Source organism: Komagataeibacter sucrofermentans DSM 15973 (assembly GCF_040581405.1).
GTDB lineage: Bacteria > Pseudomonadota > Alphaproteobacteria > Acetobacterales > Acetobacteraceae > Komagataeibacter > Komagataeibacter sucrofermentans.
In genome coordinates this window covers 1,582,018-1,595,953 of the sequence record NZ_CP137157.1, presented here as the reverse complement: position 1 = coordinate 1,595,953, position 13,936 = coordinate 1,582,018, and the positions used below count along the sequence as shown (strand labels likewise).

17 protein-coding genes are annotated in these 13,936 nt (G+C 59.5%); 10 read left to right on the top strand and 7 right to left on the bottom strand.

What is annotated here, in order from left to right:
• The first annotated feature begins 3 nt into the window (after positions 1-3).
• The 4 genes from R5N89_RS07845 (at position 4) to R5N89_RS07830 (ending at position 4,327) form a co-directional block, all read left to right on the top strand.
• Positions 4-1,140, top strand: coding sequence for an ABC transporter substrate-binding protein (locus tag R5N89_RS07845; RefSeq protein ID WP_110569301.1), 1,137 nt, complete (start codon positions 4-6; stop codon positions 1,138-1,140).
• A complete protein-coding gene (locus R5N89_RS07840) occupies positions 1,127-2,230 on the top strand; it encodes an iron ABC transporter permease (protein WP_110569302.1) in 1,104 nt (367 codons plus the stop codon). The genes R5N89_RS07845 and R5N89_RS07840 overlap by 14 nt, the downstream gene beginning before the upstream one ends.
• On the top strand, positions 2,230-3,009 hold the full coding sequence (locus tag R5N89_RS07835) for an ABC transporter ATP-binding protein (RefSeq protein ID WP_110569303.1): 780 nt from the start codon (positions 2,230-2,232) through the stop codon (positions 3,007-3,009). The genes R5N89_RS07840 and R5N89_RS07835 overlap by 1 nt, the downstream gene beginning before the upstream one ends.
• 808 nt (positions 3,010-3,817) lie before the next feature.
• Positions 3,818-4,327 (top strand): MucR family transcriptional regulator, encoded by a 510-nt coding sequence (locus tag R5N89_RS07830; RefSeq protein ID WP_110569304.1) that lies wholly within the window; start codon positions 3,818-3,820, stop codon positions 4,325-4,327.
• A 202-nt stretch (positions 4,328-4,529) separates the two neighbouring features.
• On the opposite strand, the gene R5N89_RS07825 is transcribed toward R5N89_RS07830, so the two are convergent.
• From R5N89_RS07825 to R5N89_RS07815, 3 genes are all read right to left on the bottom strand, one after another.
• Positions 4,530-5,315, bottom strand: a complete 786-nt coding sequence (locus tag R5N89_RS07825; protein WP_110569305.1) for a sulfite exporter TauE/SafE family protein — start codon at positions 5,313-5,315, stop codon at positions 4,530-4,532.
• 192 nt (positions 5,316-5,507) lie between these two features.
• Positions 5,508-5,741 (bottom strand): hypothetical protein, encoded by a 234-nt coding sequence (locus R5N89_RS07820; RefSeq protein ID WP_146220209.1) that lies wholly within the window; start codon positions 5,739-5,741, stop codon positions 5,508-5,510.
• A 94-nt stretch (positions 5,742-5,835) separates the two neighbouring features.
• Positions 5,836-6,777 (bottom strand): nucleoside hydrolase, encoded by a 942-nt coding sequence (locus R5N89_RS07815; RefSeq protein ID WP_110569306.1) that lies wholly within the window; start codon positions 6,775-6,777, stop codon positions 5,836-5,838.
• Between the two features lie 641 nt (positions 6,778-7,418).
• Between R5N89_RS07815 and R5N89_RS07810 the strand changes: the two genes are divergently transcribed.
• Entirely contained in the window at positions 7,419-7,652 is a 234-nt protein-coding gene (locus tag R5N89_RS07810) for a hypothetical protein (RefSeq protein ID WP_110569307.1), read from the top strand.
• A 94-nt stretch (positions 7,653-7,746) separates the two neighbouring features.
• Here R5N89_RS07810 and R5N89_RS07805 read toward each other — a convergent pair whose 3' ends face one another.
• Complete coding sequence (locus tag R5N89_RS07805; RefSeq protein ID WP_110569308.1) at positions 7,747-8,226, bottom strand: DUF3574 domain-containing protein; 480 nt, start codon at positions 8,224-8,226, stop codon at positions 7,747-7,749.
• 99 nt (positions 8,227-8,325) lie between these two features.
• A complete protein-coding gene (locus R5N89_RS07800) occupies positions 8,326-8,709 on the bottom strand; it encodes a VOC family protein (RefSeq protein WP_110569309.1) in 384 nt (127 codons plus the stop codon).
• A gap of 201 nt (positions 8,710-8,910) precedes the next feature.
• On the opposite strand from R5N89_RS07800, the gene R5N89_RS07795 reads away from it, so the two are divergent.
• A complete protein-coding gene (locus tag R5N89_RS07795) occupies positions 8,911-9,603 on the top strand; it encodes a YfdX family protein (protein ID WP_110569310.1) in 693 nt (230 codons plus the stop codon).
• A 143-nt stretch (positions 9,604-9,746) separates the two neighbouring features.
• On the opposite strand, the gene R5N89_RS07790 is transcribed toward R5N89_RS07795, so the two are convergent.
• Both R5N89_RS07790 and R5N89_RS07785 read right to left on the bottom strand, forming a co-directional pair.
• Entirely contained in the window at positions 9,747-10,217 is a 471-nt protein-coding gene (locus R5N89_RS07790) for a hypothetical protein (protein WP_110569311.1), read from the bottom strand.
• Between the two features lie 139 nt (positions 10,218-10,356).
• A complete protein-coding gene (locus R5N89_RS07785; RefSeq protein ID WP_167400875.1) occupies positions 10,357-10,662 on the bottom strand; it encodes a hypothetical protein in 306 nt (101 codons plus the stop codon).
• A gap of 114 nt (positions 10,663-10,776) precedes the next feature.
• On the opposite strand from R5N89_RS07785, the gene R5N89_RS07780 reads away from it, so the two are divergent.
• The 4 genes from R5N89_RS07780 to glgA all read left to right on the top strand — a co-directional run bounded on the left by R5N89_RS07780 (position 10,777) and on the right by glgA (position 13,934).
• The gene (locus tag R5N89_RS07780) at positions 10,777-11,310 is read left to right on the top strand and encodes a DUF4142 domain-containing protein (RefSeq protein WP_110569312.1); all 534 of its coding nucleotides are present in this window, start codon (positions 10,777-10,779) and stop codon (positions 11,308-11,310) included.
• Positions 11,311-11,389: 79 nt separating this feature from the next.
• Positions 11,390-11,575, top strand: coding sequence for a hypothetical protein (locus tag R5N89_RS07775; protein WP_146220210.1), 186 nt, complete (start codon positions 11,390-11,392; stop codon positions 11,573-11,575).
• A gap of 219 nt (positions 11,576-11,794) precedes the next feature.
• Positions 11,795-12,115 (top strand): hypothetical protein, encoded by a 321-nt coding sequence (locus tag R5N89_RS07770; protein WP_146220211.1) that lies wholly within the window; start codon positions 11,795-11,797, stop codon positions 12,113-12,115.
• Positions 12,116-12,299: 184 nt separating this feature from the next.
• Entirely contained in the window at positions 12,300-13,934 is a 1,635-nt protein-coding gene (gene glgA, locus R5N89_RS07765; protein WP_110569313.1) for a glycogen synthase GlgA, read from the top strand.
• Positions 13,935-13,936 lie beyond the last annotated feature (2 nt).

The following is a 13,936-nucleotide window of genomic DNA, read 5'->3' as shown; positions in this document are numbered from 1 at the left end:
ATCATGAAACGGATACTGGACGGATGGCGGGCCGTGGCCTGTGGCGCGGTCATGGCCATGGGGCTTGCGGGTTACGCCCCTGCCGCGCGGGCTGATACCGTGACCGATCTTGCAGGCCGCAAGGTTGACGTGCCGGTCAGTGTCCATCGCATCATACTGGGGGAAGGGCGGCTGATCTACGCCCTTGCCCCGCTGGAAAAACAGCACCTGTTTGACCGGATCGTGGGCTGGCAGGGTGAGTTCCGCGGGGCGGATACGCAGAGCTATGACCAGTATGTGGCCACCTTTCCGCAGGCGGCGGATGTCGCGCTGATCGGCAAGACCACGGCGGATACCGTCAGCCCCGAACGCGTGCTCGACCTGCACCCCGACCTTGCGATCCTGACCGTGTCGGGCCATGGGCCGGGCAAGGCGAGCGAACTCGTGGGCCAGCTTGAAAGCGCGCATATTCCGGTCATCTTCGTCGATTTCCGCGCCGACCCGGTAAAGGACACCATCCGCTCCATGCAGATCCTTGGTCAGGTGCTGCACCGCGAGCGCGAAGCTGCTGATTATCTTGACTTCTATCAGTCGCACCTCAAGCGCATTACCGATCGTGTGGCCCCGCTGCCCGAAAGCCAGAAGCCAAAGGTGTTCATTGAAATGCTGGCCGCCATGCGCGAGAGCTGCTGCCACACGGCGGGCAAGGGCAATATGGGGGCGTTTATTGCAGCCGCTGGCGGCCAGAACATCGCGGCCCCGCTCCTGCCGGGCTATATTGGTGATATTGACCTCGAAAAAGTGATCGCCTCTGACCCCGACATCTATATTGCTGATGGCACCAAGGGGCCAAAGGCCAGCGGGCCCGGCGTGCGCATGGGTGCGGAAGTGATGCCGGATGTGGCCCGCGCCTCGTTGCTCAAGGTCATGGAACGCCCCGGCATTTCATCGCTACGCGCCGTAACGGATGGGCATGCGCATGGCATCTGGCATTCGTTTTATGATTCGCCATACAATATTCTCGCCATCGAAGTCATGGCGAAGTGGTTTCACCCCGACCTGTTTGCCGATATCGACCCCGATGCCACGCAGAAGGAACTCTACGGCCGTTTCCTCCCCGTAAAGCAGGAAGGGACCTTCTGGATTGATGCGCGTCCCTGAGGAACCGATCGGCACGCCTTGTGTTTCCCCCTCCGCGGGCCTGTCGGTTTATGCGCGTGAGGTGCGCGGGCGCTACCAGAGCTTGCTGCGGCGGCGCATGGGGCTGCTTGGCCTGCTGCTTGCGCTGATCGTGGCCTCGGTAGTGCTTGATTTCTCGCTCGGGCCATCGGGGCTTTCGCCTTCAGCGCTCATCCGCACCCTGTTGCACCCGCACCACGTACCCGCAGGGCAGGGCGTGATCGTATGGCAGATCAGGCTGCCCTATGCGCTCATGGCGGTCTGTGTCGGGGCATCACTGGGGCTGGCGGGCGCGGAAATGCAGACCGTGCTGGCCAACCCGCTGGCAAGCCCGTTTACGCTCGGGGTCTCGGCCGCGGCGGCGTTTGGCGCATCACTCGCCATTATTCTGGGCTGGCGGCTGCCCGGCGTGCCCGATGCATGGGTGGTGTCGGGCGATGCGTTCGTTTTTGCCATAGGCTCGGTGCTGCTGCTCGACATGGTCTCGCGCAGGCGCAATGCGGGCACCGGCACGGTGGTGCTGTTTGGCATCGCGCTTGTTTTCGCCTTTCATGCACTGGTGTCGCTGCTGCAGTTCGTGGCCAATGAAGATGCGTTGCAGGACCTTGTGTTCTGGACCATGGGCAGCCTGACCCGGGCAACATGGCCCAAGCTGGGCCTGCTGGCCGCCGCCTGCGTGATCGTGGCCCCTCTTTCCTTTGCCGCATCATGGAAGCTGACCGTGCTACGCATGGGGGAGGAACGCGCCGCGAGCCTGGGCGTGGATGTGCCGCGCGTGCGGCGTGGCGCGCTGCTGCGGGTGAGCATCCTGTCGGCCCTGGCCGTGTCCTTTGTGGGCACGATCGGTTTCGTGGGGCTGGTGGCGCCGCATATCGCCCGCCGCCTGCTGGGCGAGGACCACCGTTTCTACCTGCCGGGCAGCATGCTGGTGGGCGCGCTGGTCATGTCGCTCTCATCCATCGCGGCGCGTAACCTGCTGCCGGGCGTGGTCATTCCCACCGGTATTGTGACAGCACTGGTTGGCATCCCGTTCTTTCTGGCCATTGTGCTGCGCAGGCGGAGCATGAACTGATGGATAGGCTGTACTGCGAGCACATGACCGTGCGCTACGGCAGGCGCACGGTGCTGGATGATATAAGTGCCGGACCATTTCCGCCCGGCCGGGTCTCGGCGCTGCTTGGCCCCAATGGCAGCGGCAAGTCAACGCTGCTGCGCGCCATGGCCGGGCTGGGCGAGGCAACCGGCAGGGTCATGCTGGGCGCTGATGACCTGACACGGCTCAATCTGGCTCAGCGCACCCGGCGCTGCCTGTACCTGCCGCAGGCCCTGCCTGCCATGGTGCACCTGCAGGTGCTGGAATCCATGCTCGCGGCCCAGCATGCCACCGGCGTTGTTCCATCCGATGTGCAGGGCGATGAAATCGATGCCGCCCTGCATATGCTCGATGTGTTTGGCATAGCCGATCTGTCCATGCGGTATATGGATGAACTCTCGGGCGGGCAGCGGCAGCTTGTGGGGCTGGCACAGGCGCTTGGCCGCCACCCCGATGCCCTGCTGCTTGATGAACCGCTCAGCGCACTCGACCTGCACCACCAGTTTGCGGTGATGGACATCCTGCAGCGTGAAACCGCTTCACGGCAGATCGTGACCGTGATGGTGCTGCATGACCTCAATATTGCCGTGCGGATGACCGATTACGACGTGATCCTGCGCGAAGGGCGGATCATTGCCGCAGGCCCGCCACAGGCCGTTATTACGCCCGCAACGCTGGGCCAGACCTATGATATTGTGGCGCGGGTGGAAAAATGCAGCCGGGGCCTCCCGCACGTTATGGTTGATGGCCTGCGTTAGGTCGGGATTCGAGACCTGATCAAAATTACAATTCATTACATAATGGATATTTCGCCAGCCTGCCTGCGGGGGCCGGGGGGCGAATCATAAGTAACACGCCGCCTGTCATAACAACAGGGAAGGGCGGGTACTGATGGGCAATGCCTGCAATGCAGCCCGTTATACAGTGCATTACAATAGCGTGAACCCGGCTATGAGGGGTGGTCTCTTTATTGCGGGCCCATGTCCCGGGGCATGCAGTGCCCATGTGGCGGTATGGTGCGATCATGAATACTGTATTCAAGAATTATGCTGGAAAAGTGCTGATATATAAAAGTATTTTGGCAAGACATGATGGAGGGTCCTGCCTTCTGGCATGCATAATGAATCGGAACATTTGTGATTATTGATGAAGATATATTATATTTCGATCTTAATATAAACCGTTAATCCTAAAAATTGTCGTAACATTATGTGTTTATACTCCGTTCCTGTTATTGACGCGGATACAATGAAAAATCCGTAATGCAAAAGCAGTAACAGGCTCTTTGCCGGGCGCGCTTCATTTAATTATTATAAACAAAATAATTGCATATATGTTGGGAGCGGGATAATGGTTGGATTATTATGATGTAATCATGATCTGCAAGAACAGCATGGCACACCCTATGTACCCTATGCTGGCGGCAAAAGCAGGCGGGGCTGTAATGGGGGTGGCGTAAAAAATACGGATTAAAATGCTTTATTGTGGTTGCATAATACACGCATGATTATTACTCATAGGGTCAATCATCCCCTGATGACCCGACCACCAAGGAAAGTACCGACATTGGATAATAAAGAAATCCCGCATACCGAACTGGTATCCATGACCACCGAGATCGTGGCCGCGCACACCAATCACAATACGGTTGCTGTCGACCAGATCCCCACCCTTGTCGAGACCGTTTATACTGCGCTCAAGGCGCTCGGGGCGGAAAAGGCGGTTGAACCCGCGCCGCTGCAGCCTGCCGTGCCCATCAAGAAGTCGGTTTTCCCCGATTACATCGTCTGCCTTGAAGACGGCAAGAAGCTGAAAATGCTCAAGCGCCACCTGCAGACCGCTTACGGCATGACGCCGGAGCAGTATCGCGAGAAGTGGGGCCTGCCCGCCAACTACCCGATGACGGCGCCGAGCTATGCAGCACACCGCTCGTCGCTCGCCCAGAAGATCGGGCTTGGCCGTAAAGTCGTGGTTGAGCCCGTGGCCGAGGAAGTCGAGGAAACACCTGCTGCAAAGCCCGCGCGCAAGACCCGCACGCGCCGCAGCAAGAAGAACACCGACGACACGCTGGTCTGAGCCAGCCCGGTTACGTAAACACAAAACACCCGCTCCGGTAACGGAGCGGGTGTTTTTTTGTTGTATCAGGCAAAAAAAGCAGATTTACCGCTATTATCAGGAAGATATTTTAAAAAACTTCTATTGATGGAAGGTCAGGGAAGTGACCTTTCCTGAGAAAAGCGTTTCCCTGATTATTGCCGGTCTACCTCCGGTGTGTGCGTCAGATAACCTTGAGGCCCACTGTCAGCAGGATGGCGGCCAGTATGATCCGCTGCGCCCGGTCAGGAATAAGGCCGATGCACAGGCTGCCCAATATAATGCCCGGAACAGACCCGCACAGCAGCGACGCCAGCAGGGGCATGTCGATATCCCCGATCCACCAGTGCCCCATGCCCGCAATGGCCGTGAGCGGCACAGCATGGGCGATGTCGCAGCCCACAAGGCGACGGATTTCAAGGCCGGGGTATAAAAAGATCAACGCCGCCATGCCAATCGCACCCGCGCCGACAGAGGACAGCGTGACCATGACGCCAAGCACCGCGCCGAGCAGTGTGGTCAGGCGCGCGGTCGTGGCGGGGGCGATGGGAACGGCCTTGCGGCGCGAGAGATCCTGCAATTTGTGCCGGAACAGTACACTCGGCGCGGTAATGAGCAGGGCAATGCCCAGTGCGACCGAGATGACATGCGTCACCGCAGGTGAGGGACTGCCCGCCCAGTGCAGGGCGGCAATGGTCAGCAGTGTTGCCGGTATGCTGCCCAGCGCCAGGCGGCCCACCACATGCCACTCCACCGACTGTTTGCGCCCGTGCACCAGCGTGCCCACCGTCTTGGTCAGGGCGGCATAGAGCAGGTCGGTGCCTACGGCGGATTGCGGGTGCACCTTGAACAGCAGGATCAGCAGCGGCGTCATGAGCGAGCCACCGCCCACTCCGGTCATGCCCACAAGGAAGCCAACGCCAAGACCGGAGAGAACATAAAGCAGGTTGATGGATTCAAGCAGGGGCATGATGGCGGGTTATCCGTTTCTGATCGCCTGGCGCTAAAAATACGATACGATAAAGTGAATTATTCGGCATCTGTCCAATTTTCTACGTGGAATTATGGGCAGACACAAGCCTGATCGTTAATAAGCTGCCCCATTATTTTTGCAGGTATCGCGTAAAATAGAAAAAACCCGGCACGGGGCCGGGTTCCATCATCAGTAAGGGTAGTAGGGATAGGGCGGCGGCGGTGCCCGCCATGCCCACCGACGTGGTGGTGGGGGGCGGCCATAGCGCCAGCCACTCTCGCGCCAGTGCGGGTGGCGTGGCCCGCCGCCATAGGGTGCGTGCCAGCGTGGCTCGCCATGCCATCCCCAGGGCTGGGCCTGCGCTCCATTATGGGTACCGAGCAAGAGCAGGGCGGTAAAAGTAGCCAGAATCATCTTTTTCATGGCGTCCTCCTGCTGGCAGGTAAGCCCCGGATTGCGGCAGGATCAGGATGGTTATTTTACGTAATGCAATAAACGGCCTGCGAGTCGGCACGCTTCAGGGCAGGCGCTCCAGATGCGCCAGCAGCAGCGCCCATAGTCCGTCACTTTCCACGTCATTAAGGAAAAGCGCGTTACGGGGCCGGTCAGTCACATGCCACCAGTCAACAGCCGTGGCTCCCTGCATGAGCGGACTATCTACCTCAATTGATACATTTACCTCCCGCCCGGCAAACAGGTGGGGGGCGAGCAGCCAGCCAATGGTGCAGGGGTCGTGCAGGGGCGCGCCGTCCCACCCGTATTTGGTCAGGTCAAATCGCTCCGAAAAGCCCAGCATCGCCGCTGCCGCCCGCGCGCAGCGCCCCTTCAGCGCGCTGAGCTGCGCCATCCGTGCCGGTGTGACCAGAAAGCGATGGGTCACATCCAGCGGCACAAGCGTGTGCGCAATGGCGTGGCGCAGCACGATATCGGCCGCATCGGGGTCGGCATAGACGTTGAACTCGGCGCTGGGCGTGATATTGCCGCCTTGTGCCCATGCGCCCGCCATGGAAACAAGGCCCGCCATACGCTGTGCAATATCGGGCGCCTTGACCAGCGCCATGGCCAGGTTGGTCATCGGCCCCAGTGTCACCACCGTTATGCTGCCCGGGGGGTGCGCCCTGATCGTATCGATCAGGAAATCCACGCCATGCTGCGTGTGGGGCCGCAGGATGGGGTCGGGCAGGGTGGGACCATCCATGCCGGTCTGGCCATGCACATGCGCAGCGGTAATGGGCGTGCGGCGCAGTGGGGCTGCGCAACCGGCATGAACCGGAATGTCGGTGCGCCCGGTGAGTTCCAGCACCTTGCAGGCATTGGTGGTCGTGTGCTGCACCGACACGTTGCCCGCCACGCTGACCACGCCCAGCACGTCAAGCTCAGGGGCGGCGAGGGCGAGCATGATGGCAATCGCATCGTCCTGCCCCGGATCGGTATCGATGATGATCTTGCGTGGGGTCACGGTTATCCGGTCCTTCATGCTGTGGGGCGCTGGCTGCCATACGTAACCCGATTGAACCCGCATTGACAAAGTCGCGCAATGCAACCCGCGACCCGGCCTGATCCGCCCGCGCAAGGGGTGAACCGTTTCATGATCCCCGGCTGTCGGCTTCAGGGCATGCTGCCTTCCTGAAAGTAATCGGCACTTTCATCTATTGATCGTTTTCATGCATAATACAGTCATGCAATTTCATGATAATATGAAATTAATATTCATTTATTAATCTCAGTAATGTATTTGTTAACAGAAGAATTTCAGATTTAAGAAAAATCCAAACATATTCCGGATGCGGAAATACTGACCATCCTTGATGATTACATCACGACGGAAGCACATGACGCGCCCATCCGGCCCGTGCCTGCGCCCCTGTCACGGGCACGCCTGCAGGCAGTGGCGGATAGAGGCAGCACGGATGTCATGTTGCATCTGGCCGTTTCCATGCGGCATCAGTTCGGCACGGCAACGGATGCGAAAGGCCGCCGCGGAAGGAAGCGGACAGGGCATGTTCGCAGTCGGTCGGGCTTGCCAGATGGGGCTGTACGGCGTGGCACAAGATATTTCCCAGGCCTTTGAGTGGTACGGGCGCGCCTGAAGGGTAATGAGTGCTGGGTCAACTGTATGAGGAAGGTGGTCTGGATGCCGAACTCCGCCTGGATGATTCACCCGAATGGGATCTGAAGCGCAACCGGGCTTTTTTAAAGAGAATGCGAAAGGTCTGGGCCATCCTGGCCATGCTTATGATGGCAGTTTTATTGGCAGAATTGCACGCCCGAGCGGGCAAAGCCCTCTGGTACGGGATTATCTTGAAACCACGTTTTTCCGTTCATAGACCGTGAACTAAATTTTCAATAAATTTGATAACGTAAGCACTTTAAACTCCTCAAGTTAAGAGAAGCATGACGAGTGAAACTAAAGTCCGGAAGCCTCTTCTCAGAACGCGGCGCAGCCCGGCGTGATGACCAGTCCCACGGAATCCTGCCCGAAGCGCTGGCGATAGGCCTGGCGTATCGCCTCAAGTTGTGGCCTGAGGTCGGAGGTGAAAGGAGTTGCCACCCATATGATGCGAGAGGGTTCGCGTATGATGCGTCCGCTGCGTTCATCCCGCCATTGCCCCGTCATGCGCAGGACCGAAAAACCGGCGGGAAAGCGCGGGGTGACGATGTCACGCACAAAATGGGTCCAGTCACGCTGGCTGACATGCCCGCCATCAGGCCGGTTGAGGCCGAACAGAAGCGAGACCTGTAGCACGGGCGGAGCGTGCAGCGCCGTGCAGGCGGCCTGTAGCGGATCAGGGGCAGGGGCGTCTGGCCCGTGTGCGTGGCCGGGTTGCCCCCATGCCACCGTACTGGCCACAATGGCAGCGGCGCAGAGGCGCCATCGCCCTGAAAAGACAATAGGCTGGCAACTCATGGCCTGTATTCGTCCTGCCTGTTACGAAGCATAGCGCAGTAAAAATCTTTAAAAGAACGCCGCCTTTCAAAAAAAGCGGCGCTCATAAGGTAGCCCGGATCAGGACTTGACGCGATAGAGCGCGCACAGCTTGTTGCCGGTCGGGTCGCGCAGATAGGCCAGGTACAGGTCGCCATTGGGCATATGACGGATACCCGGCGGGTCTTCGCAGGTGGTGCCGCCGTTGGCTACGCCTGCGGCGTGCCATGCGTCGATCACTTCAGGTGAGGGGGCGGCAAAGCCGATCGTGCCACCATTGGCGGCCGTGGCGGGCTGGCCGTTCACCGGCTTTGTTACGAGGAAAAAACCCGTATCGCCATTATAGACCAGTTTGCCCTTGGCATTGATGGTGGCGGCGGGCACGCCAAGGGTTGCAAATATGCTATCGTAGAATTTCTTCGCGGCTTCAATGTCGTTTGCGCCAACAGCAATATGGCTGAACATGCAGTTTCTCCCTAAGCGATAATGGTCTGGCGCGATCATGGCACGGTGTGCCGCGGGCAGACAACCGCCCGCCTGCAGCCCACTGGGCCATAATGGCAATAGTCATGGACCCCGCATGCCATTTTTTGTAACATTCCGCCCGGGCCCGGATATCCGGGCCATATAATAGATAACAGACAGATTGCTCTGAAAAGGGAAACCATGCGTTTTATCGCTTCATTGGCCGCCGTGGCGGGACTGCTCGCCGCACCACTGGGGGCCCACGCGGCATCGGTGCATACGGATTGGGAAAAGTTCAAGGCCACCCGTGCGTTCAATCACCTCTCGGCTGATGGGCAGCGCGCCATGCTCGACGTGCTCAATGCCAAGCAGGTGCTCGATGCAGGCCAGACCGACGCCGCCATTCCCGCGCTGTATGACGCAACCAAGCGCCTGACCGCCGCAGGCAAGGCCAGCACGCAGTTCATTGCCGCCGAGACCAGCCTCCACCCGGTTCCGCAGCACCCGGCGGCACCTGGTCATGTGACAGGCACCACGCCCGTGACCTGGATTCCGGTTGGCGGTGAAATCGTTGGTAGCGAGACGCTGGCCCCCGAGAAGAAGGCCGCCATCGCCACCGCCAATACCCAGCTTAAGGCTGGCCAGACCAAGCAGGCCGCGCAGACGCTGCAGGTGGTGGGCGAGGATGCCGATTTCATCATGGCGCTGACCGCGCTTGAGCCCACGCAGGGGGCGATCAACCGCGCCACTGTCTTCACCGAGGCCCGCCACCCGAAGGAGGCTTCCGCCGCCCTGCAGCAGGTGCTTGATGGCATCGTGTTCGTCTCGGAAGATGTGTCCGAGACGCTGGCCCCTCCGGGTGCCAAAACCTCGGCTGCTCCCGCGCAGAAATAATCTGCTACGGATGTAAAAACTGCTTGGGTAAATAAAATTTGTGGATGCCGCCTTTTTTTAAAGGCGGCATTACTTTTGAAGCTTTCAAAAAAAGCTTCACCAAAAACTTTTGAAATTCTGGGGCCATTTTACGTGAGGAATGTTTACTCCTCACCCCCGCCCACCTTTTTCTTTTCACGCTCGGCATCCACGCTCATGCGCTGGAACGCGCCAAGTGAGAGAACAATGAAGGTTGCCACCACCAGCAGGCTTGCAGGGTAGAGAATGGCAGCCGGTTCGCTTGTACTTGTCTCGAAAACACCAACCAGCCCCTCAATGAATACGGCGATGATGATGGTGGTAATGAACTTGGTCAGGCTGGCCCGTGCCTCGCCCAGGCTTTTCTTGCCACTGGTCTGGATCACTTCCTCCTCGACAAAATATTTGGCCACGTCAAAAACCGCCACCGCAATCACGACATAGCTTATGGCCTGCAATATGGCATTGCGACCCGTATGCCACGACTGCCCCACCGCCCTGATCAGGTCGAACATGCCAAATGTCAGCAGGAAAAGGGCCAGCATCATGAGCAGCAGGCTGGCGCAGGCGAACGCGAAGCGGGACAGGTGTTGCATGTTTTCCTTTTCCTGATGCAGTCGTCATGGGCATGGGCTTCCTATCGCGTAGCGCGGGGATGGGTTGCAGGCGAAGTGAGGGCGAGGCTTCGCTTTATTATGGATTCGGTCCATATTCAGCGTTTCTGGTGCTGAATATTTATTTTTTATTTTCCATGGCCATGCCGAAACCGCCTGCCGGTTGCCTCGTTGAACCCTCGACAGCGCCTGTTGCCGGGATTGCTTTCTCGCCACTGCCCCATGAGGCGGCGAGAAAAAACAAGGATTCCGTATCCACGCTGTAATCTGGAAAAGGTGAATGATCATGGCTGATCGCATTCCCATGCAAGAACGCATCCGTACTGCCACCCTGGCGTTGGCTGATAGCCGGCACAATCCGGGCAACTTCGCCAATGAGCGCAAGAAAGCCCCGGAAGCAGGCCACAAGGGCGGCCAGTATGGTCACGATCACGATAAATCCTGATTGATGCAGGGCGTTGAATCCCTGCCGGGTTCCGCTCCTTCCATTGCCCGGCCGGTCCGGGATGATACGGATTTCTGATCCATCTGGAGTAAAACAATGAAAAAAAGCATGATGGTGATACTGGGGCTGGTGGCCTGCGTGCCCGGGCCTGTCCTGGCGCAGTCCATACCCGAAAAGGCAGGCATCAATTCCCTGATGGGTGTTGCACCCCGCACGGAGGATTTCATCAAGATCGCTACGATCAGTGATATGTTCGAAATCCAGTCAAGCGAACTGGCATTGCAGGCCAATGACCCCAAGCTGACCGCCTTTGCCAACCGGATGATCGAAGACCACAAGAAAACATCCGCCGCCCTGAAAGACCTGATCCAGAGCGGCAATGTACAGATCAGTCCGCCTGGTTCGGTTGACGAGGCCCATCAGGACAAGCTCGATCACCTCAAGACCCTGCATGGCCGTGACTTCGCCCTGCAGTACCGCGCGGACCAGATCGCGGGGCATGAAGATGCTGTCTCGCTCTTCCGCCGTTATGCGCAGAGCGGTGATAACGCAGCCCTCAAGACATGGGCTGGCAATACACTGCCCACGCTTGAAAACCACCTGCAGATGGCCAAGGATCTGCCACAGTAAAACCGCAGGCACGACACCACCCTGTTCTGCCCAACGGGCATGAAAAGGGAAGGCAATACCTGCCAAGGGAGTACTTCCCATGCAATACGGTCAAGACAAACAACTGCGCGGTGGGGCGATGACCGACCCGCACCGCGACACGCCTCTAGCCACCCCGGCAGACAAACGGCATGTCTTTATTGTGGGGGGCATGGTGGTGTTTTTTGTAACGCTTATCGTGATGGCGTGCCTTTTCGCGCCCCGTATCCCGCTGCCACGGTTCTGATCGTGGCGGCACTGCCTGTAAAGCCGCCTTTTTTCAACAAAGGCGGCCTTACTGTTTCGCGACTGGTCTGCTGCTTTCAGGCACGAAACAAATCCTGTCGGATGCCGTATTGAACCACCACCTGGCGGGCAGGGCCAGAAGGCGTGCGCGGTTGTCAGGCTGGTAATGTCATCATCATATCGTTCGGAGGTCATCTGCCAGCCCGGCATATGGGGAGGCGTGGCGCGCGCCCAGCGCATCGCGGCGGGTGGCGTGCTGTTCTTCCATCCTGAACGCGCCGTCATCCGGCATTGGCAGGGGTTCGTAAAAATCAAGATAACCGTCAGGCGCCGTTTCGCCGTGCGTGGTCCATTATCCATAACGGATCGGGCAATCGGGCTTGATGGGCTTCTTTTTTACGGCGGTGCGGAATGCATGGCCGTTACTGTCAGGCAACCGGGATATGTGGCGGCTCAGGCCATTTGCGATGACTGGCATGACTGGGATCATGCTCTGTCATGTTCATGCCACGCCCCGACCGGGTCAATAATAACCCTATGAATCAGTACTGTAAATAATGACACGGAATTGCCATTTTTATTGAATCTTCACTGATAAAATAAGTAATGAGAATCCATAAAAGGGATCACTTAACCGTGTGGGTGAGACCATGGGGTTAATAACCCGTTAACCGCTACAGATCCAGAAATAGGACCGGTTTCTCCTCCTGCAAGGAAACAGGCCGATGATGAATGCGGTTACACCTTTTTCAACCCCAATCCGCCTGCTTTCAGTCGCGGCAGAGATGTTTCCCTTCGTCAAGACCGGGGGCCTGGGCGATGTGGTGGGTTCCCTGCCTCATGCGCTGGCCCCTTATGGCGTGGAGGTCACGACCCTGCTGCCCGGCTACCCTGCCGTCATGGCGGCGCTGTCCGCGCGCACGCAGGTGATGCGTCAGCCCGCCCTGCTGGGGCATGAGGCCACGCTGTGGTCGGCCCATGTGGCCGGGCTGGACCTGCTGGTGCTTGACGTGCCCGCGCTGTTCAACCGTGCCGGCAATCCCTATCTGGGCCCGGAGGGGCAGGACTGGCCCGATAATGGCCTCCGCTTCGCAGTCCTTGCGCGCATGGCGGCCGATATTGCCCAGGGCCGCACCCCGCACCCGCGCCCCGACCTTGTGCAGGCGCATGACTGGCAGGCCGGACTTACGGCAGCCTACCTGCATTACGACCAGCAGGCGGCTGAACGCGGCGGGCAGCCAGTGGCCGCCCGCGTGCCGGTCATCCAGACCATCCATAACCTTGCCTTCCAGGGGCGCTTTCCCGCGCGGTGCGTGGCTGAATTCGGCCTCCCGCCCGAGGCGTTCTCGGTCGAGGGATGCGAATGCTATGGGGCCATCAGCTTCCTCAAGGCGGGGCTGTACCATGCCGATCGCATCACCACCGTCTCGCCATCCTACGCGCAGGAAATCCAGACCCCCGAAGGCGGCATGGGCCTCGATGGCCTGCTGCGTCACCGCAGCGACCAGCTCGAGGGCATTCTCAACGGCATCAGCACCGAGACCTGGAACCCGGCCTCCGACCCGGCAGTGCATTTTCCCTACATGGTGGGCGATACCGTAGGGCGCGCACCCAACAAGCGCGACCTGCAGGCGGAATTCGGCCTGTGGGCCGACCCGGACGCCTTTGTGGTGGGTGTGGTCAGCCGCCTGACCGCGCAAAAGGGCATCGACCTGCTGGCTGACGTGACCCCGCGCCTGCTGGCAGGCAACACCCAGCTTATCGTGGTGGGCGAGGGCGACCGCGAAATCGAGCGCCGTCTTGCTGCCCTGCAACGCCAGTTTCCCGGCCGCTTTGCCTGCCATCTCGGCTATAGTGAATCCCTTGGTCACCGGCTGCCTTCGGCGGTTGATGCGCTGCTCATCCCCTCGCGTTTCGAGCCCTGCGGGCTGACCCAGCTTGGCGCGCTGCGTTATGGCGCGGTGCCGGTTGCCGCCCGCGTGGGCGGCCTGGCCGATACGATCGTCAACGCCAACCCCGCCGCCATTGCCCAGGGTGCGGCGACGGGCTTCCTGTTCACGCCCGTTGATGGCGAGACCCTGCTCGCCACCGTGGCCCGCGCGCGCCAGCTTTACCGGCGCAACCGCCGCATGTGGCGTCAGCTCCAGCTTACCGGCGCGGCCTATGACGTGTCATGGAACGACAAGGCCGCCCATTATGTCAGGCTGTTTGCCGAGATGCTGGGCATGGATGCGGGCGGACGGGCTGATTCAAACGTGATCAGCCTGCCATCGGGGCGGCATGGCCTGCGTGAGGGCCGTAGGCGGCGCATCGCGCGCAGGCCACCGCGGCTGTCACGCGCGCTGGCAGCCCCCCATTAATA